Origin of the sequence: Vibrio harveyi NBRC 15634 = ATCC 14126 = KCTC 12724 (genome assembly GCF_001591145.1) — a bacterium.
Lineage (GTDB): Bacteria > Pseudomonadota > Gammaproteobacteria > Enterobacterales > Vibrionaceae > Vibrio > Vibrio harveyi.
Genome location: NZ_BCUF01000012.1, coordinates 41,155 through 59,753, shown reverse-complemented (window position 1 = coordinate 59,753; position 18,599 = coordinate 41,155). Strand labels below are relative to the sequence as shown.

The 18,599-nt window shown below is 45.4% G+C and carries 18 protein-coding genes; 16 read left to right on the top strand and 2 right to left on the bottom strand.

Annotated elements, in window-relative coordinates; all coding sequences use genetic code 11:
- The first annotated feature begins 60 nt into the window (after nt 1–60).
- From lrp to VHA02S_RS08615, 8 genes are all read left to right on the top strand, one after another.
- Nucleotides 61–555, top strand: a complete 495-nt coding sequence (gene lrp, locus VHA02S_RS08650; protein WP_005437169.1) for a leucine-responsive transcriptional regulator Lrp — start codon at nt 61–63, stop codon at nt 553–555.
- A 152-nt stretch (nt 556–707) separates the two neighbouring features.
- On the top strand, nt 708–3,983 hold the full coding sequence (locus VHA02S_RS08645) for a DNA translocase FtsK 4TM domain-containing protein (RefSeq protein ID WP_038897429.1): 3,276 nt from the start codon (nt 708–710) through the stop codon (nt 3,981–3,983).
- 61 nt (nt 3,984–4,044) lie between these two features.
- Entirely contained in the window at nt 4,045–4,671 is a 627-nt protein-coding gene (lolA, locus tag VHA02S_RS08640; RefSeq protein ID WP_009699192.1) for an outer membrane lipoprotein periplasmic chaperone LolA, read from the top strand.
- Nucleotides 4,672–6,027 (top strand): replication-associated recombination protein A, encoded by a 1,356-nt coding sequence (locus VHA02S_RS08635; RefSeq protein ID WP_038897430.1) that lies wholly within the window; start codon nt 4,672–4,674, stop codon nt 6,025–6,027.
- Nucleotides 6,028–6,119: 92 nt separating this feature from the next.
- Entirely contained in the window at nt 6,120–7,427 is a 1,308-nt protein-coding gene (gene serS / locus VHA02S_RS08630) for a serine--tRNA ligase (protein WP_005450806.1), read from the top strand.
- A 364-nt stretch (nt 7,428–7,791) separates the two neighbouring features.
- Nucleotides 7,792–8,364 (top strand): ATPase, encoded by a 573-nt coding sequence (locus VHA02S_RS08625; RefSeq protein ID WP_227740385.1) that lies wholly within the window; start codon nt 7,792–7,794, stop codon nt 8,362–8,364.
- Entirely contained in the window at nt 8,358–8,798 is a 441-nt protein-coding gene (locus tag VHA02S_RS08620) for a hypothetical protein (protein WP_038897432.1), read from the top strand. The genes VHA02S_RS08625 and VHA02S_RS08620 overlap by 7 nt, the downstream gene beginning before the upstream one ends.
- 138 nt (nt 8,799–8,936) lie before the next feature.
- Complete coding sequence (locus tag VHA02S_RS08615) at nt 8,937–9,203, top strand: DksA/TraR family C4-type zinc finger protein (protein ID WP_005437185.1); 267 nt, start codon at nt 8,937–8,939, stop codon at nt 9,201–9,203.
- Between the two features lie 98 nt (nt 9,204–9,301).
- Here VHA02S_RS08615 and bioA read toward each other — a convergent pair whose 3' ends face one another.
- Nucleotides 9,302–10,579 carry an adenosylmethionine--8-amino-7-oxononanoate transaminase gene (gene bioA, locus VHA02S_RS08610; RefSeq protein ID WP_009698192.1) on the bottom strand — a complete coding sequence of 426 codons (1,278 nt, stop codon included), beginning with the start codon at nt 10,577–10,579 and terminating at the stop codon, nt 9,302–9,304.
- 130 nt (nt 10,580–10,709) lie between these two features.
- Between bioA and bioB the strand changes: the two genes are divergently transcribed.
- Genes bioB through bioD form a run of 4 tightly spaced genes read left to right on the top strand, consistent with a single transcriptional unit; the run spans nt 10,710 to nt 14,401 of the window.
- Nucleotides 10,710–11,762 carry a biotin synthase BioB gene (gene bioB / locus VHA02S_RS08605; RefSeq protein ID WP_005450797.1) on the top strand — a complete coding sequence of 351 codons (1,053 nt, stop codon included), beginning with the start codon at nt 10,710–10,712 and terminating at the stop codon, nt 11,760–11,762.
- Nucleotides 11,749–12,900, top strand: a complete 1,152-nt coding sequence (gene bioF / locus VHA02S_RS08600; RefSeq protein WP_017188205.1) for an 8-amino-7-oxononanoate synthase — start codon at nt 11,749–11,751, stop codon at nt 12,898–12,900. The genes bioB and bioF overlap by 14 nt, the downstream gene beginning before the upstream one ends.
- The gene (gene bioC / locus VHA02S_RS08595; RefSeq protein ID WP_005450793.1) at nt 12,900–13,721 is read left to right on the top strand and encodes a malonyl-ACP O-methyltransferase BioC; all 822 of its coding nucleotides are present in this window, start codon (nt 12,900–12,902) and stop codon (nt 13,719–13,721) included. The genes bioF and bioC overlap by 1 nt, the downstream gene beginning before the upstream one ends.
- A complete protein-coding gene (bioD, locus tag VHA02S_RS08590) occupies nt 13,718–14,401 on the top strand; it encodes a dethiobiotin synthase (protein ID WP_009698190.1) in 684 nt (227 codons plus the stop codon). Before bioC ends, bioD begins: the two co-directional genes overlap by 4 nt.
- Before the next feature lie 94 nt (nt 14,402–14,495).
- On the opposite strand, the gene VHA02S_RS26140 is transcribed toward bioD, so the two are convergent.
- A complete protein-coding gene (locus tag VHA02S_RS26140; RefSeq protein WP_005450789.1) occupies nt 14,496–14,663 on the bottom strand; it encodes a hypothetical protein in 168 nt (55 codons plus the stop codon).
- 372 nt (nt 14,664–15,035) lie between these two features.
- Here VHA02S_RS26140 and htpX point away from each other — a divergent pair, with 372 nt between their 5' ends.
- The 4 genes from htpX to VHA02S_RS08570 all read left to right on the top strand — a co-directional run bounded on the left by htpX (nt 15,036) and on the right by VHA02S_RS08570 (nt 18,598).
- Complete coding sequence (htpX, locus tag VHA02S_RS08585) at nt 15,036–15,905, top strand: protease HtpX (protein ID WP_005450788.1); 870 nt, start codon at nt 15,036–15,038, stop codon at nt 15,903–15,905.
- A gap of 228 nt (nt 15,906–16,133) precedes the next feature.
- Complete coding sequence (locus VHA02S_RS08580) at nt 16,134–16,553, top strand: nuclear transport factor 2 family protein (protein WP_005450787.1); 420 nt, start codon at nt 16,134–16,136, stop codon at nt 16,551–16,553.
- Nucleotides 16,550–17,275 carry an SDR family oxidoreductase gene (locus VHA02S_RS08575; protein ID WP_009698189.1) on the top strand — a complete coding sequence of 242 codons (726 nt, stop codon included), beginning with the start codon at nt 16,550–16,552 and terminating at the stop codon, nt 17,273–17,275. The genes VHA02S_RS08580 and VHA02S_RS08575 overlap by 4 nt, the downstream gene beginning before the upstream one ends.
- Nucleotides 17,276–17,287: 12 nt before the next feature.
- The gene (locus tag VHA02S_RS08570) at nt 17,288–18,598 is read left to right on the top strand and encodes an NAD(P)/FAD-dependent oxidoreductase (RefSeq protein WP_038897433.1); all 1,311 of its coding nucleotides are present in this window, start codon (nt 17,288–17,290) and stop codon (nt 18,596–18,598) included.
- Nucleotide 18,599 lies beyond the last annotated feature (1 nt).

The following is an 18,599-nucleotide window of genomic DNA, read 5'->3' as shown; positions in this document are numbered from 1 at the left end:
CCAAATATTAAAAAGTTGTAGTATATTTTTTTGCAAGGAAGTAATAAGGTGGAATAAAAAATGGCAGACAACTATAAGAAGCCGTCCAAGGAACTAGACCGTATCGACCGCAACATTCTTAATGAACTGCAGAAAGACGGTCGTATTTCGAACGTTGAACTTTCAAAACGTGTAGGACTTTCTCCAACGCCGTGTTTGGAGCGTGTGCGTCGCTTAGAGCGTCAAGGTTACATCACAGGGTACACTGCGCTATTAAACCCGCAGTTCCTCGATGCATCACTATTGGTATTCGTAGAAATTACGTTGAACCGTGGTGCACCAGATGTGTTCGAGCAGTTTAACGCAGCTGTTCAAAAACTAGACGACATCCAAGAGTGTCATCTTGTATCAGGTGATTTCGACTATCTTCTAAAGACCCGTGTATCTGATATGGGTGCTTACCGTCGACTACTAGGCGATACGTTACTACGTCTTCCTGGCGTAAATGACACTCGTACGTACGTCGTTATGGAAGAAGTGAAGCAAACTAACCAGCTTGTGATTAAAACTCGTTAAATTCTTGCAAAGAAAGCGGTAAATGCTTCCGCTTTCTCCATAGAGTAATTGGGTTTTTCTCTTTGATATGGTTAAATCAATTTACCGAGCGGCTTTGTGCCGCTCGGAATGTTTTGCTTATTCCTAATTCATTTCCATATTCAAGTTGATTTATGTTCAAAGAGAACGCAAAGAAAGTCGAAACCATTATCAAAACCAGTGAAGAGCCTCAGTCTTCACGTCTAAATGGCTTCCAACGCTTAAAAGAGTGCTGCTTTATCGTTGGCGTTCTTAGCTCGGTATTGTTGGCCGTTGCACTATTTACCTTTAGCCCAGCTGATCCGTCTTGGTCCCAAACTGCTTGGGGGGGAGAGATCAATAACGCTGGTGGCTTGTTCGGCGCTTGGTTAGCCGACACGCTATTCTTTACCTTTGGTTCCCTTGCGTACCCACTGCCATTCCTGTTGACAGCAGGAGCATGGGTGATTTGCCGTAAGCGTTCTGAAGACGATCCTATCGACCTTATGTTGTGGGGTACTCGTCTACTTGGGTTAGTTATCCTCATTCTTACCAGTTGTGGTCTTGCTGATATTAACTTTGACGACATTTGGTATTTCTCATCTGGTGGTGTCGTTGGTGACGTACTAACCAGTCTATCTTTACCTACACTCAATGTGTTGGGTACAACGCTTGTGCTTCTTTTCCTATGGGGAGCCGGCTTTACTCTGTTTACCGGTATTTCTTGGCTGAAGATTGTCGAATGGTTAGGTGACCGTGCGCTTGGCTTAGTTGCTGCTGTTACTAATAAAGCTCGTGGTACTGAGCAAGAAACGCTAGAGCCTCAATTAGACGAGTTCGCTGAGGACCGAGTCGTGAGTAAGCGCGGTCAAGATGATCTTGAAGATGAACCTCTGCCGCACCTTACGGCTTATGATGTAGAAGAGCCGAAAGAAGAGGCGCCTGCACATGAATACCCGATCTACATGCCTCAATCTGCAGCGGAACAACCGAAACAGCAGTCTGCGACACAACCTATAGCGCAGCCAACGCCTCAACCAGCGGTTGTGAATGCAGCGCCACTACAATCTCAAGTTCAGCATCAGGCTCAAGAGCAAGCTCAATCTCAATCAGTTGAGCCTGTTCGAGCAGTGAACACAGACAACGTGGATCCGGCGGTTGAGCGTACTAAGCAACTGAATGTCACCATTGAGGAGCTAGAAGCGGCAGCGCAACAAGCTGACGACTGGGCTGATGAAACGCCACAAGTTCAAGTATCACAAGCCCAAGAGCCAGTGGTTGCAACTATTGTGGCTCAGCCTGAAGCGCCACAGTCCGTTGCTCAAGAACCAGCTCCACAGCAAGTTGATCATCAACAAGCGCTACAAGAGCCGTTTGTGGCACCTGAACCAACTGTCTTTGAACAGGTCGAGAATGAGCCAAGCTACGATGAGTATGCTCAGTTTGAAGCAGATCAGGCTCAACAGCCCCAAGTTGTTCAAGAAAAAGCACTGGTTCACGCGCCAATCGAACAGCCAACTACAGAGCAACCTCTACATGAAGAGCCTGTAATTAACGCTGCAGCTTTGGATAACATTGCAGAACAAACAGAGCCAAGTCAGCACATCGAGCCAACGATTTCGAACTTTGATGTCTTGGATGAAGAAGATGATTACCAAGCGCAGCAGCCTGTTCAGCAAGTTCAGCCTACACATATTGAGCCGCAACAACCTGCTTCTCAGCCTGCACAACCGCAGGCTATACAAGAACAACCTATGCAGCACCAAGCTGCGCCTCAGTCGGCAGCACCAGCGCCTCAAGATGTCGAGGTAGAAGAGGTTCAAGAAGGTGACCAAGATGTAGCAGCGTTCCAAAACTTGGTTTCGAGCGCTCAAGCGAAAGTGGCTGCTCAGCAAAACCCATTCTTGGTACAGCAAGAGCAAAACCTGCCAGTACCAGCAGAGCCATTGCCAACGCTAGAATTGCTTTACCACCCAGAGAAACGCGACAACTTTATCGACCGTGACGCTTTGGAGGAGGTGGCTCGTTTGGTTGAAACCAAACTTGCAGATTACAAGATTAAAGCTGATGTAGTCGGTATTTACCCAGGTCCTGTTATTACTCGATTCGAGCTTGATTTGGCTCCAGGCGTAAAAGTGAGCCGTATTTCAGGTTTGTCTATGGACTTGGCTCGTGCATTGTCAGCAATGGCAGTACGTGTTGTCGAAGTTATTCCAGGCAAACCGTATGTGGGGCTAGAGTTGCCTAATATGAGCCGCCAAACCGTGTTCCTGTCTGATGTAATCAACAGTCCTCAATTTGAACAAGCAACCTCGCCGACAACAGTCGTTCTTGGTCAAGATATTGCTGGTGAAGCGGTTATTGCTGATATTGCGAAGATGCCTCACGTGTTAGTTGCGGGTACGACTGGTTCTGGTAAGTCGGTGGGTGTGAACGTCATGATCTTGAGTATGCTGTATAAAGCATCGCCTGAAGATCTACGTTTCATCATGATCGACCCGAAAATGTTGGAACTTTCAATCTACGAAGGTATCCCTCATCTTCTTTCTGAAGTTGTAACGGATATGAAAGACGCGTCTAACGCGCTACGTTGGTGTGTAGGCGAGATGGAACGTCGTTATAAACTAATGTCGGCATTGGGCGTCCGTAATGTCAAAGGCTTCAACGAGAAGTTGAAGATGGCAGCAGAAGCGGGTCATCCAATTCATGACCCATTCTGGCAAGAAGGCGACAGCATGGACACTGAGCCACCGTTGCTAGAGAAACTGCCTTACATCGTTGTGGTTGTCGACGAATTTGCCGACCTAATGATGGTGGTAGGTAAGAAGGTTGAAGAACTGATTGCTCGTTTGGCACAGAAAGCGCGTGCGGCTGGTATTCACTTGATCCTTGCGACGCAGCGCCCATCGGTTGACGTTATTACCGGTCTGATTAAAGCGAACATTCCAACGCGTGTGGCATTTACAGTATCTACTAAGACTGACTCGCGCACGATTCTTGACCAAGGCGGTGCAGAATCACTACTCGGTATGGGTGACATGCTTTACCTACCTCCGGGTTCAAGCCATACAATCCGTGTTCACGGTGCGTTTGCGTCGGATGATGATGTTCACGCTGTTGTGAACAACTGGAAAGCGCGTGGTAAGCCAAATTACATCGACGAAATCATCAGTGGTGACCAAGGTCCAGAAAGTCTGCTTCCGGGTGAACAGATGGAATCGGATGAAGAAGTGGACCCATTGTTCGATCAAGTCGTAGAGCATGTGGTTCAATCTCGTCGTGGGTCGGTTTCTGGCGTACAACGTCGATTCAAGATTGGTTACAACAGAGCGGCTCGAATTGTTGAGCAGCTTGAAGCGCAAGGCATCGTAAGTGCTCCGGGTCATAACGGTAACCGTGAAGTACTGGCTCCTGCGCCACCAAAAGATTAATGAACTTGTGTTACTCACCTCAGTCCAACTGAGGTGAGTGGTTCTAACAATAGGTATCTGAATGAAAAAACTATTTTCAGCGAAACTTTTCTCTGCGCTTGTTTTAAGCTTTTCTCTCTTCTCTACTGCACATGCCGCGTCTCCTAAAGATGAATTAAACAAACGCCTGTCTATGAATGATGGCTTCAGTGCGGATTTCTCACAGCAAGTAATCAGCCCAGAAGGTGAAACAGTCATGGAAGGGGAAGGTACGGTTGAAATTGCTCGTCCAAGCCTGTTCCGCTGGAGCACGACATTCCCTGACGAAAACTTGCTGGTCTCTGATGGTAAAACACTGTGGTACTACAGCCCATTCATTGAACAAGTCAGCATCTACTGGCAAGAGCAAGCAACAGAGCAAACGCCATTTGTTTTGCTAACGCGTAATCGCGCAAGTGATTGGGATAACTACAAGATTTCTCAAAAAGGTGACGAGTTCACCCTCATTCCTACCGCAGTAGACTCCACACAAGGTCAATTCCAGATTAATATTGATGCAAAAGGTGTGGTGAAAGGCTTTAACGTAGTTGAGCAAGATGGTCAGAAGGGGCTGTTCAGCTTTAGCAACGTGAAGCTTGGCAAACCAAAAGCAGACAGATTCACCTTCACAATCCCAGATGGCGTGGAAGTGGATGATCAAAGGAATTAATTGGTAGTGAGCAATTACACATTAGATTTCTCGGGGGACGAAGATTTTCGTCCCCTTGCTGCTCGTATGAGACCGGAAACGATCGAACAATACATCGGACAGCAGCACATTTTAGGTCCTGGTAAGCCTTTACGTCGCGCGTTAGAGGCGGGTCATATTCACTCGATGATCTTGTGGGGACCACCAGGCACTGGCAAAACGACATTAGCGGAAGTGGCTGCAAACTATGCCAACGCAGAAGTAGAGCGTGTGTCTGCGGTGACGTCTGGTGTGAAAGAAATCCGTGCTGCAATCGAGAAAGCGCGTGAGAATAAAATGGCGGGTCGCCGTACCATCTTGTTTGTGGATGAGGTGCACCGCTTCAATAAATCTCAACAGGACGCGTTTTTACCTCATATTGAAGATGGAACCGTTACTTTTATCGGCGCGACCACAGAAAATCCATCGTTTGAGCTAAACAACGCATTGCTGTCACGTGCACGTGTGTACAAGCTGACTTCTTTAGATAAAGAAGAAATTTCATTAGCGTTGAACCAAGCCATTAGCGATAAAGAGCGTGGGTTGGGGAATACACCAGCACATTTCGCCGATAACGTATTAGATCGCTTAGCAGAACTGGTAAACGGTGATGCTCGCATGTCCCTCAATTACCTTGAGCTGCTCTATGATATGGCTGAGGATAATGCGCGGGGTGAAAAAGAGATTACTCTGAAGTTACTTGCGGAAGTAGCAGGAGAAAAGGTCTCTCGCTTTGATAACAAAGGCGACATTTGGTACGACTTAATCTCTGCGGTCCACAAATCCATTCGTGGCTCAAACCCTGATGCTGCGCTCTATTGGGCTGCGCGTATGATGGCTGCGGGTTGTGACCCTTTGTACATCGCACGCCGCCTGCTGGCTATTGCCTCTGAAGACGTAGGCAACGCAGATCCTCGCGCAATGCAAGTAGCCTTATCTGCTTGGGACTGTTTTACCCGTGTTGGTCCGGCAGAAGGTGAACGTGCGATTGCACAGGCGATCGTTTACTTAGCGTGCGCACCAAAAAGTAATGCCGTCTATGTGGCGTGGAAGCAAGCGCTCACAGATGCTCATAACTTGCCTGAATATGAAGTGCCGCATCACCTTCGAAATGCGCCAACGAGTTTGATGAAAGACATGGGTTACGGTGCAGAATATCGTTATGCTCACGATGAGCCAGGAGCCTATGCCGCAGGTGAACAATATTTGCCGCCTGAGATGGGTGATCGTAAGTACTATCAGCCGACAAATCGTGGTCTAGAGACCAAAATCGGCGAAAAGTTAGATTACTTGGCTACTTTAGACGCAAATAGCCCACAAAAGCGCTATGAAAAGTAGGCGTTTTTGGATACATTTATTGCGTAAATTTTTTTAACGCGTACGCCTTGGAAAGTGCGCGTGATTTCACAACAAAAAGCATAGGATTAACAATGCTGGATTCTAAATTACTTCGTACAGAGCTGGATGAAACAGCTGCTAAACTGGCGCGTCGTGGCTTTAAGCTAGACGTAGAGACTATTCGTAAACTTGAAGAACAACGTAAGTCCATTCAAGTAGAAGTTGAAAATTTACAATCCACGCGTAACTCCATCTCCAAACAAATCGGCCAAAAAATGGCGGCTGGTGACAAAGAAGGTGCAGAAGAGATCAAGAAACAAATCGGTACACTAGGTAGCGATCTTGATGCGAAGAAAGTTGAACTTGAGCAAGTAATGGCTCAGCTAGACGAATTCACGCTTTCTGTACCAAATATCCCAGCAGATGAAGTGCCAGATGGCAAAGATGAGAACGATAACGTAGAAATCTCTCGTTGGGGTGAGCCAAAATCTTACGACTTCGAACTGAAAGATCACGTTGACCTAGGCGAAATGGGTGACGGTCTAGACTTCGCAAGTGCAGTTAAGATCACTGGCGCACGTTTCATCGTGATGAAAGGTCAATTTGCTCGTCTACACCGTGCAATCGCTCAGTTCATGCTAGATCTTCACACAGAAGAACACGGCTACACTGAAATGTACGTACCTTACCTAGTAAACTCTGACAGCCTATTCGGTACCGGTCAGCTTCCTAAGTTTGGTAAAGATCTTTTCCACACTGAGCCGCTAGTAGAAAAAGTAAACGACGAAGAGCCACGTAAACTGTCTCTAATCCCTACTGCAGAAGTGCCAGTAACGAACCTAGTTCGTGACACGATTTCTGACGAAGCGGATCTACCACTTAAGATGACGGCTCACACACCATGTTTCCGTTCTGAAGCAGGTTCTTACGGTCGTGATACTCGTGGTCTGATTCGTATGCACCAGTTCGACAAAGTTGAGCTAGTACAAATCACTAAACCAGAAGATTCAATGAACGCGCTAGAAGAGCTAACAGGTCATGCTGAGAAAGTTCTACAGCTTCTTGAACTTCCTTACCGTAAAGTGGTTCTGTGTACAGGTGACATGGGCTTCGGCGCTCGTAAAACTTACGACCTAGAAGTGTGGGTTCCTGCTCAAGAAACTTACCGTGAAATCTCTTCATGTTCTAACATGTGGGACTTCCAAGCTCGTCGTATGCAAGCGCGTTTCCGTCGTAAAGGCGAGAAGAAACCTGAGCTTGTACACACGCTAAATGGTTCTGGTCTAGCGGTTGGTCGTACCATGGTTGCTATCCTAGAAAACAACCAAGAAGCAGACGGTCGCATTGCAATTCCAACAGTACTTCAGAAGTACATGGCAGGCGCAACGCACATCGGTTAATTCATTAACCACTAGAACATCAAAACCCAGCCTGAGTGCTGGGTTTTTTGTTATCTGCGCCGAGTGAAGATACTCAGCTTTGTAACTCATACCATTAAGAATGTAGGGTCCGCCCAGAATCTAGCATTGCGAGATAAATGATATTTTTCTAAGCGATTTCCAACGTGACAAGCTAACGAGTTTTCACCCATTGATATTAAATGTTATGCCAAACCCTCACCTTTCATTGCTCGTTACTTTTGCTCTTACCTTGACTGTTAACAATGGTGTTATCGCAAGTGAACGGATACAGCCTCAATACCTAGACAGTAAGCGAGCCAATCTCTTTTTCGCGCGAGAAATAGCGCAACCTTCCAAAGAAAATATGCAACTTCGTAACTCGCTCGATTGGGGCTATGAACTTGAATTGATACGTGCGTCTGATGAAGAAAAATTGGTATCTAATTGCCAAGACTTAGCAACTGCAAACGCTATGGGTTTTACTACGGCAAAAGCTTATGAATACGGCGCGTTTAAAGCGTATTTAACGCAGTGCCAAACTTGGAGCGAGATAGCAAAGCTCATTGCCTCTGAACGTTCATTTATATCGGACTTTAAGCTAGATGATAGCTTTCCTAAATTTGCGCCAAGTGTACTTGCTTTTGTTATTTCTGACGAAAGTGCAGAGAAAGCAAAGATACTATCAACGTGGGATGAGGCAGACCATATCCAAAGAACTCAGGTCATCAGTGAAGTAAAAGCAGAGTACTTCGACGCGACCGATGGTTTTCAAGTCATTACTGTTGTGGCAAAAGGGGATTACAACGCTGACGGCATCGAAGATATGGTTGTTAAAAAAGAGAATAGTGTACTCAGTGGCTCTTATTCATCTTCACATGGATATGTATTAACCCGCATGTCTGAGCAAGCGCTATTTACTGTGTTGGCTGAATGGTAATGAAACGATTGGTGGTCCTTTGGGGGGGCGGTGTTGCTATGATGAGCACATTTGCTATCACTGACATCTTGCCTAGAAAGGTCTTTGAATGTTCAGTAAACCAAACTATGAACTTTAGTATTTTTATAGAGCAAGGCAAAGGCGAGCTTATCTTTAATAAGTCCATTGCAAATAAAAGCCCAGTTTTACAGCGGGTAAAACATCGAGATTATCGTGTCGAACATTATCATCGAGCGTTAGTAGATGAGAAGTCATTAGAATTTAGTATTGGTGAACGTGACATATTAATCAGTGAGTACTTTAGCGAGGAGTTTAATGAGGTGGAGAAAGTACTCAGTATTACTTTAAGACAGTCTGGTCAAACTCAGTATTTTGAGTGTGAGGAAGGAAGTACGAGTAACCTGACATCACTTTTCCAAAAGACGTCCGACTAATTAATTCAGTACAAGATTATTACCAAAGCGTAATAGTGTTTTTGAATTTACCCTAATTATCTTGTTATTTGTAATCGATATAATCATCCACCTTACCACGGTAAGTAGATTTTCTCATTCAAGTAACGAGGAGGGCTTATGGCCGTAGGGTGGGCAAACGACGATAGCGTCAGCCAACAAATTCAAAACACAATAGACGACGAGATTTCCCGTGTTCGTGGCAGTATCACAAAGGGTGAGAGCGCCCATTACTGCGATGAGTGTGGTGATGAGATCCCAGAAGCGCGTCGTCTTGCAATGAAAGGCGTTCGTCTTTGTATCGAATGCCAGTCAACGATCGAATTGGTGTCGCAACGCCAAGCACTGTTCAATCGACGAGCGAGTAAAGACAGTCAACTTCGATAGCTTTCCTTGAGTCAATGACAAGAAAACGGTTTGAGTAGCAATTCAAACCGTTCTTATTTGTCTCTTTGTCACAGTGTCCTGCGTTAACCGAGAACGAATTAAGCGAAGCAATCTTCGCGTTGCAAAGCAGCATCAATCGCATTAACCAACTTTTCAATTTCGTCTGGTTTGCTGATAAACGGTGGCATCATATAAATCAGTTTGCCAAATGGACGAATCCAAACACCGTGCTCAACAAAGAGAGCTTGGATGGTTTCCATATTTACTGGGCTATACGTTTCCACAACGCCAATAGCACCTAGCCAACGGGTGCTTTTCACCAAGTCGTATGTTTCAAGTTTTGGCAGCAACTCGGAAAACAGCGTTTCAATTTGTTGGGTTTGTTGCTGCCAATTACCTTGCTCAATCAATTCCAAACTTGCGGTGGCAACAGCACAGGCGAGCGGGTTACCCATAAAGGTTGGACCGTGCATAAAACACCCAGCATCACCGCCACAAACGGTATCTGCGACGTGTTTGCTAGCTAGGGTTGCTGAGAGGGTCATGTAGCCTCCAGTGAGTGCTTTACCGACACACAGAATGTCTGGTTGAATATCTGCATGTTCGCAGGCAAACAATTTGCCAGTGCGTCCAAACCCGGTTGCGATCTCATCTGCAATCAATAACAAGCCGTATTTGTCGCAAAGCTTACGCACACCTCTGAGAAATTCTGGATGGTAGATGCGCATTCCACCTGCGCCTTGAACAATAGGTTCTAGGATCACCGCAGCAAGTTCTTGATGGTGCGTCTCTATCTTTTGCTCGAAGTCAGTAAGGTCTTCTGATTTCCATTCATCCCAATAACCACAAGTTGGTGACTCCGCAAAGATATGTTCAGGCAAAAAGCCTTTGTAGAGAGAATGCATTGAGTTGTCAGGATCGGTAACCGACATTGCCGCAAAAGTATCGCCGTGATAACCGTGTCGTAAAGTGAGAAACTTTGGTCGGCGTTCGCCCCTGGCATGCCAATATTGCAATGCCATCTTCAAGCTCACTTCTACGGCAACGGAGCCAGAATCAGCAAGAAAGACATGTTCAAGGTTACTTGGTGCGAGGGACAGCAGTTTCTTACACAAATTGATTGCTGGTTGATGGGTAATCCCGCCAAACATCACATGAGAGACCTGCTCGATTTGCTGGTGAGCTGCTTGATTTAAGTGCGGATGATTATAACCGTGGATTGTCGACCACCAAGAAGACATCCCGTCTATAAGCTCAGTGCCATCTTCCAATTTAATACGCACGCCATTTGCTGATGCAACTGGGTAGCAGGTCAGAGGTGTCAACGTCGAAGTATAAGGATGCCAGATATGCTGGCGGTCGAAGGCGAGATCCATGTGCTATTCCAATAATAATTAAGTTTAAAAAATAACCAAATGTAAACTTTGTTGTTTTATGTTGTGTTGACAGTTTATCGAGACTCAGTAGACTGTCAACACAACAAAAAAAGTGATTAAAGGAATACACGTGGAAGTTCGTCATAACTGGACGCATGCTGAAGTGCGCGATCTCATGGAAAAACCATTCATGGATCTCCTATTCGAAGCGCAGCTTGTTCATCGTCAATATCAACAAACCAACCATGTTCAAGTAAGCACGCTTTTGTCGATTAAGACAGGTGCTTGTCCAGAAGATTGTAAGTACTGTCCTCAGAGTGCTCGCTACACCACAGACATTGAAAAAGAACGTTTGATGGAAGTTGAGCGTGTGCTCGACGCTGCACAAAAAGCGAAAAACGCTGGTTCGACCCGCTTCTGTATGGGGGCTGCGTGGAAAAACCCGAAAGAGCGCGACATGCCACATTTGACCGATATGATCAAAGGTGTGAAAGACATGGGGTTAGAAACCTGTATGACGTTAGGTATGTTAACGCCAGATCAAGCTAAGCAATTGGCTACTGCAGGTCTGGATTACTACAACCATAACCTCGATACCTCACCTGAGTTCTATGGCAACATCATTACCACACGTACTTACCAAGACCGCTTAGACACGCTTTCTCACGTTCGTGATGCAGGTATGAAAATTTGTTCTGGCGGTATCATTGGTATGGGTGAAAGTGCACATGACCGAGCAGGTTTGTTGGTTGAATTGGCTAACTTGCCAGTGCATCCTGAAAGTGTACCAATCAACATGCTAGTAAAGGTGAAGGGCACACCACTCGAAGAAGTTGATGACGTTGAACCGTTCGATTTTATTCGTTTGATCGCCATTGCCAGAATCATGATGCCTCAATCCGCAGTCCGTTTATCGGCTGGTCGTGAAAACATGAACGAACAAATGCAAACGCTTTGCTTTATGGCCGGCGCTAACTCTGTTTTTTATGGCTGCAAGCTTCTAACTACACCAAACCCTTCTGAAGACAAAGACATGATGTTGTTTAAGAAGCTTGGCATTAACAGCCAAGAGGTGTCTCAAAAACCTGATGAAATCGAAGAAAACGAGCTACTCGATCGCGTCGTAGAGCGCGTTGCTGCTCGCCCGACAAAAGACGATCTTTTCTACGATGCCAGCGTTTAAATCTCGTATCGAATCCGCTCTTGCTGAGCGTAAAACGCGAGGGCTGAGTCGTTCCATGAATGTGGTGTTTGCTGGTAACCAATCAATTTTGGAGCACGAAGGCAGACGTTACATCAATTTCTCAAGTAATGATTATTTGGGCTTGGCAAATGACCAAGCACTTGTCCGTGCTTGGCAGCAAGGCTTGAGCGTATATGGCAGTGGCAGCGGTGCTTCTCCAATGGTTACGGGGTTTAGTGCGGCGCATGGCAATTTAGAGGCGGCGCTAACTGAATGGCTGGGCTACGAGAGGGCAATCCTATTTGGCTCTGGTTTCAGTGCTAACCAAGCGCTGCTGTTTACTCTGCTAGAAAAATCAGACGTATTGCTCCAAGACCGTTTGAACCATGCCTCTTTGATGGAGGCTGGTGTGTTGTCACCAGCTAAAATGAAGCGCTTCAAACATAACGATATCGAGCACCTTTCATCACTCATAAGCGCTGAAGATAACAATCTTGTGGTTACCGAAGGGGTGTTCAGCATGGACGGTGACTGTGCCCCACTTGCTGATATCGCTGATGTCACCAGTAATCATGATGCATGGCTTGCTGTAGACGACGCTCATGGTATCGGTGTTCTCGGGGAATCTGGCGGTGGCTCATGTGAATTGGCGGCGGTTAAGCCCGAGATATTGATCGTGACCTTCGGCAAAGCATTTGGAATGTCTGGTGCAGCCATTTTATGTGATCGCGCAACGGGGGATTTTTTAACTCAATTTGCTCGTCACCATGTGTATTCTACGGCGATACCTCCAGCACAAGCCTATGCGCTGACGCATGCTGTCTCGATGATTCAAGAGCAGTCGTGGCGGCGTGAAAAACTGACAGAGTTGGGGAAAGTGTATAGAGACAATCTCAGTGATCTTGACGGTTTTGTTGAGACTCAAACATCGATTAAGCCGTTTTTGATTGGTGAATCTGATTTGGCTTTGCAAGTTGCAGGTGCTTGTCGTCAGAACGGTATTTGGGTGACGGCTATTCGTCCTCCGACGGTACCGAAAGGGACGTCTCGTCTTCGAATTACGCTTACTGCTAATCACACTAATGAACAAGTTAAAACGCTTTCAATGGCATTGAAGCAAGCATTAGGAGCGCTGTAATGGATAATGCAACTTCCGCTTTAGCACAAATGGTCGCATTAGAGAGCTTTCACCAAGATAAGGATGCGATTGCCTCTTCATTTGGTAAAGCTGCAGAAACATACGATAAACATGCAGCGTTTCAACGCGACGTTGGGCATCGGTTACTTAATAAGCTCCCTACAAATTTAACCGGCAAGCGTGTGTTAGATTTAGGATGTGGCACTGGCTACTTTTCTCAGCTTCTTCAGCAGCGGGGCGCAGAAGTAGTGTGCGGTGACATTTCTCAAGCCATGTTAGATAAAGCAAAGCAACGTTGTGGTTCTGAATACATGCATTATCAGTTGGCTGATGCTGAAAACTTGCCTTTTGATGATGAAAGCTTCGACTACGTGTTTTCTAGTTTGGCTTTACAATGGTGTACAGATTTGAGTTACCCATTAAGAGAAATACGTCGTGTCTTAAAAGTAGGGGGAAGCGGGTGTTTCTCTACGCTAGTCGATGGCTCGCTTTATGAGTTGCGTGAGGCTTGGTCAAAAATTGATACATATCAACACGTGAATAACTTTATTACCCACAATCAGGTAAAAATTGCGTTAGCGCAATCTTGGTGCCACAACCATCATCTAGACTTGACCCCCATCACAGTTTGGTACGATTCAGCGTTTTCTGTCATGCGTGATCTCAAAGGCATTGGTGCAAATCACGTAAGCGGGCGCTCACATGGTCTGACGAGCCGTCGCACTTTGTTGCAGGTTGAGCGCGCGTACCAAGCATTTAGAAACGATCAAGGTCTTCTACCTGCAAGTTATCAGGTTTGTTTTGGAGTCATAGTTAAATGATTGATGCATTTTTTATTGCTGGTACGGATACTGATGTAGGAAAAACGGTAGCGTCTAAAGCTATTTTGCAAGCACTTGGTGCAAAAGGGCTTAACACCATTGGTTACAAGCCAGTGGCAGCAGGAAGCGACAAGACGGCGGAAGGTTGGCGTAACTCGGATGCATTGCATCTGCAGAAAGCGGCGACACTCGATATCGCATACGACGATGTAAACCCATACGCTTTGGAATTACCTGCTTCTCCTCACATCGCCGCTAAACATGAACATGTAGAAATTAAATACGAAGTACTGAGCGAGAAATTGGCTCAACACAAAGAGCAATCTGACATTGTTCTAGTGGAAGGTGCTGGTGGCTGGCGTGTGCCTGTGTCTGATACAGACAGCTTGTCGACTTGGGTACAGCAAGAGCAGTTACCTGTCGTATTGGTTGTAGGTATTAAGCTGGGTTGTTTGAGCCATGCATTGCTCACCGCTGAAATCATCAAAGCTGATGGTTTAAATCTAGTCGGCTGGGTGGCAAATCGCGTGAATCCGGGCACAGAGCATTATGCAGAAATCATCGATATGTTGGAAGAACGTCTAGACGCGCCAAAACTCGGTGAGATCCCGTACATTCCAAGTGCTAAACGTAAAGAGTTAGGCAAATACATCAACGTTGAGCCGTTGCTGAACGTATAAGTAATAAGGTTTTAGTTAAAACCAAAAGGGCTGCGAAATGCAGCCCTTTTTTCGTGTAAACCTTTGTGTCTAATCGTAAGATTCGACGTTCAGTTTATTTCTCTTGGCTAAGCCCCATCAACGCCTGTTGTGTTTCTGCAACGCGCTTTGACATTTGAGCATCGGTTGAAATACCTAGTTGTTGCTTTGCCTCATCCTCTGAGATACCCAGGTGACAACAAAGTAGATCGATAGCCATTTGATAGTCGTTAGTTTCTACCATGATTTTTCCCTCAAGACATGGAAGTTTGGAGCTGCTTAATTGTCCTAAAAGCTAACCCCGTTTCGTTCATCTAACCCGAATCTAGCACGTACAGATAGTCGCACAATAAGACCAAAGTCTATACTCGGTCTAAAGTGCTGATTTAAGAGTGTAAAAAGGTGTGTATTATTTCAGTCTCGAAAACAAATGTTGCAATTTATTGCTTAACCTTGTTTTTATCGCGGATAGACTATATCTATAACGCAACGGAGCACGAAACTAAGCGGAATCAGCTTTTCAAGCGTTCTGTTACTTATAAAAACCTGTTCCATATAATAATCCGTTTAAAAAACATCTGTTTTAAAAAACGATAAGCTTCCTCGGAGAAAAGTAATGAAGCGAATTATGTTATTCCTAGCAACTAACCTAGCTGTTGTGCTAGTGCTTAGTGTTGTTCTGAATATTGTTTACGCTGTAACTGGAATGCAACCAGGCAGTCTATCTGGTCTACTTGTGATGGCTGCTGTATTTGGTTTTGGTGGCGCATTTATTTCGTTAATGATGTCTAAGGGCATGGCACTGCGTTCTGTGGGTGGCATGGTCATCGAAAGTCCTCGTAACGAAACAGAGCATTGGCTTCTTGAAACGGTTGGACGTCAAGCTCAGCAAGCTGGCATTGGTATGCCAACTGTTGCAATTTATGATTCTGCGGACATCAACGCATTCGCAACGGGTGCAAAACGCGACGATTCATTGGTTGCAGTTTCTACCGGTCTGCTACACAACATGACCCGTGATGAAGCAGAAGCGGTATTGGCGCACGAAGTTAGCCACATCGCTAATGGTGACATGGTAACGATGACGCTAATGCAAGGTGTGGTGAATACGTTTGTTATCTTCCTATCTCGCTTTATCGCAAATATTGTTGCTTCTAACGATGATGAGGAAGGTCAAGGTACCAACATGATGGTTTACTTTGGTGTATCTATGGTACTTGAACTGGTATTCGGGTTCCTAGCAAGTTTCTTAACCATGTGGTACAGCCGCCATCGTGAATTCCACGCAGACGCAGGGGCTGCTCAATTAGTCGGTAAAGAGAAGATGATCGCAGCACTAGAGCGCTTGAAGATGAGCCACGAATCTCAACTAGATGGCACTATGATGGCATTTGGTATTAACGGTAAGCGCTCGATGACAGAACTTCTAATGAGCCACCCACCGTTAGATAAACGTATTGCAGCGCTACGTAGCCAACAATACTAATCACGTTGTAAGCTAACAGTTCAACTTACTGCTAGTTAAAATTTTGAAAAGGCTTGGTTTTTTAACCAAGCCTTTTTTTGTGTCTGTTGATCTCTGCTGTACTTCATCACGTATCACTGTTCAGAAACAAAGTTATACAAAAATATTTTTGTACAACTTTTCATGATTAGTCTATCTTGTACATATGATATTTTTGTACAACTTTTGATGTGGTATAGGAGCAAAGGAATGGACATTCAGTCAGTTGGCAACATATATCAGAAGTTGAGTAAAGCAAACTTGCATTTGCTTGAAGGGGTTTACCACCGAGATGTGGTGTTTGAAGATGCAGCCCATCGATTAGAAGGGTGGCCTGCACTTTCCGATTACTTTCAGTCCTTATACACCAATGTCATTCGCTGTGACTTCGTTATCCATGACCATCAACAAGTCGGAGAAACTGGGTTTCTCACTTGGACGATGGATTTACAACATCCTAAGCTTCAAAAGGGTGCGCCGATATCTGTAAATGGTGTATCCCACCTTAAGTTTTGTGAAGGGCAAGTCATTTACCATCGTGATTATTTTGATTTGGGCGAAATGCTCTACGAGAACCTACCGCTCCTAGGTTCTGTCGTCAAAACCATTAAACAGAGGTTAGGACAATGAGTGGCTCAGTACTTATCACCGGGGCAACTTCAGGCATTGGCAAACAGCTCGCGTTGGATTATGCCAATGAAGGTTGGAAAGTGATTGCATGTGGTCGTAACGAAGCTGTATTGGCTGAGCTAGAAAAAGGTTCAACCAACATGTCGACTTTACGCTTCGATGTGACTCAGTACGACGAAACAATTCAAGCTCTCTCTCAACTGCCGTTTATCCCTGAAACTTGGGTTTTCAATGCCGGTGACTGTGAATACATGGATGATGGCATTGTTGATGCGCAACTCATGGCGCGTGTTATGAACGTTAACGTCGTTGGTGTGGCCAATTGTGTCGAAGCGTGTCAGGGGCAATTTGAACGTGGGCATCGCGTCGTAATTGTCGGGTCAATCGCGTCAGAGGTCGCATTGCCTCGTGCTGAAGCCTACGGCGCTTCAAAAGCAGCCGTCAGTTACTTTGCGCGTACGCTAGCCGTCGATTTGAAGAAGAAAGGTATCAAAGTGGTGACGGTATTCCCTGGCTTTGTCGAAACGCCACTTACTGACAAAAACACGTTTGACATGCCGATGATTGTTTCTGTCAATCAGGCTTCAGCTGCGATTCGAAAACAGTTGGATGCCAACAAAAGCCATATTTATTTCCCGGCGAGATTCACTGGTGTTCTGCGTTTTATCTCGTTGCTTCCGTATAGCTGGCAAGCTCGGCTTACCTCAAAACTCGCATCATAAGAAGGAAGAATCATGAATACGGCAGGAAGAAAAAAAATCGCCATCGTAGGTACAGGGATATCTGGTCTCACATGTGGCTATTACTTACATAAAGAACATGACGTGACGTTGTTTGAAGCGAATGATTACGTTGGTGGTCATACGGCGACTGTTGATGTCAGTCTTGATGGTAAAGAGTATGCAATCGACACTGGGTTTATCGTATACAACGATCGTACATACCCAAACTTCATAGAAATGATGGATGAGATTGGCGTTGAAGGCAGTCCTACTCAGATGAGCTTCAGCGTCAGAAACGATGGTAATGGATTGGAATACAACGGACACACTGTATCGACATTGTTTGCTCAAAAACGAAATTGGGCAAATCCAAAGTTCTATCGTTTTATTTTTGAAATCCTTCGCTTCAACAAACTGGCTAAAAGCTTTGCCAATGAACAGTTAACTAATAACCAGACGTTGGGAGCGTTTCTGGATGAGCACAAATTCAGTGCTTTCTTTACCGACAATTACATCTTGCCGATGGGCGCTGCAATTTGGTCGTCGACACTAGCGGATATGCGTGCATTCCCGCTTATGTTTTTCTTACGCTTCTTCCTCAACCACGGTTTGTTGGATATTACAAATCGCCCACAATGGTACGTGGTTAAAGGTGGCTCTCGCTCTTACATTACGCCTCTAACGAAAGGCTATGCCAATGATATTCGTCTAAACAGCCCTGTAGAGAAAGTTATCCGAACTGAAAATGGCGTAGGTGTTCAGGTTCATGGAGAAACACATTGGTTTGATGACGTTATCTTCGCTTGTCACAGTGATCAAGCAATGAGAATGCTAGGAGATATCAGCCAAACCGAGCAGGAAATTCTAGGGGATATGACCTATCAAGCAAACGAGGTTGTACTGCATACAGACACCCGTTTACTCCCAAAACGTAAGGCAGCGTGGGCGTCATGGAATTATCTGCTAGAAGGCAGTGAAGATGAGCAGCAACGACTTCCTTCGCTTACTTACAACATGAATATCCTTCAGCATGTCCAGTCTGAGCATACTTTCTGTGTCACTTTGAACAGTACGGAACAAATCGACCCAAGCAAAATCCTACGCTCATTCACTTATCATCACCCTGTATTTACGACGGAGTCTATCGCTGCGCAGCAACGTAAAGACGAAGTTCAAGGTATACAAGGCACATGGTTCTGCGGTGCTTATTGGTACAACGGTTTCCATGAAGATGGTGTCCGTAGCGCACTCGATGTTGTTCAAGGGCTAGAAGAAAAGTACCGCGAGCAAAATGTGGTTCCTTTTGAAAAAGGCGCGGCATGAT

Coding starts and splice junctions, on each gene's coding strand:
- lolA (WP_009699192.1), top strand. CDS start 4,045: ATGAAAAAACTATTTTCAGCGAAACTTTTCTCTGCGCTTGTTTTAAGC.
- VHA02S_RS26140 (WP_005450789.1), bottom strand. CDS start 14,663: ATGGTAGAAACTAACGACTATCAAATGGCTATCGATCTACTTTGTTGT.
- VHA02S_RS08625 (WP_227740385.1), top strand. CDS start 7,792: ATGCAACTTCGTAACTCGCTCGATTGGGGCTATGAACTTGAATTGATA.
- htpX (WP_005450788.1), top strand. CDS start 15,036: ATGAAGCGAATTATGTTATTCCTAGCAACTAACCTAGCTGTTGTGCTA.
- bioF (WP_017188205.1), top strand. CDS start 11,749: ATGCCAGCGTTTAAATCTCGTATCGAATCCGCTCTTGCTGAGCGTAAA.
- bioA (WP_009698192.1), bottom strand. CDS start 10,579: ATGGATCTCGCCTTCGACCGCCAGCATATCTGGCATCCTTATACTTCG.
- VHA02S_RS08615 (WP_005437185.1), top strand. CDS start 8,937: ATGGCCGTAGGGTGGGCAAACGACGATAGCGTCAGCCAACAAATTCAA.
- lrp (WP_005437169.1), top strand. CDS start 61: ATGGCAGACAACTATAAGAAGCCGTCCAAGGAACTAGACCGTATCGAC.
- VHA02S_RS08645 (WP_038897429.1), top strand. CDS start 708: ATGTTCAAAGAGAACGCAAAGAAAGTCGAAACCATTATCAAAACCAGT.
- VHA02S_RS08570 (WP_038897433.1), top strand. CDS start 17,288: ATGAATACGGCAGGAAGAAAAAAAATCGCCATCGTAGGTACAGGGATA.
- VHA02S_RS08575 (WP_009698189.1), top strand. CDS start 16,550: ATGAGTGGCTCAGTACTTATCACCGGGGCAACTTCAGGCATTGGCAAA.
- serS (WP_005450806.1), top strand. CDS start 6,120: ATGCTGGATTCTAAATTACTTCGTACAGAGCTGGATGAAACAGCTGCT.
- bioC (WP_005450793.1), top strand. CDS start 12,900: ATGGATAATGCAACTTCCGCTTTAGCACAAATGGTCGCATTAGAGAGC.
- VHA02S_RS08620 (WP_038897432.1), top strand. CDS start 8,358: ATGGTAATGAAACGATTGGTGGTCCTTTGGGGGGGCGGTGTTGCTATG.
- bioD (WP_009698190.1), top strand. CDS start 13,718: ATGATTGATGCATTTTTTATTGCTGGTACGGATACTGATGTAGGAAAA.
- VHA02S_RS08580 (WP_005450787.1), top strand. CDS start 16,134: ATGGACATTCAGTCAGTTGGCAACATATATCAGAAGTTGAGTAAAGCA.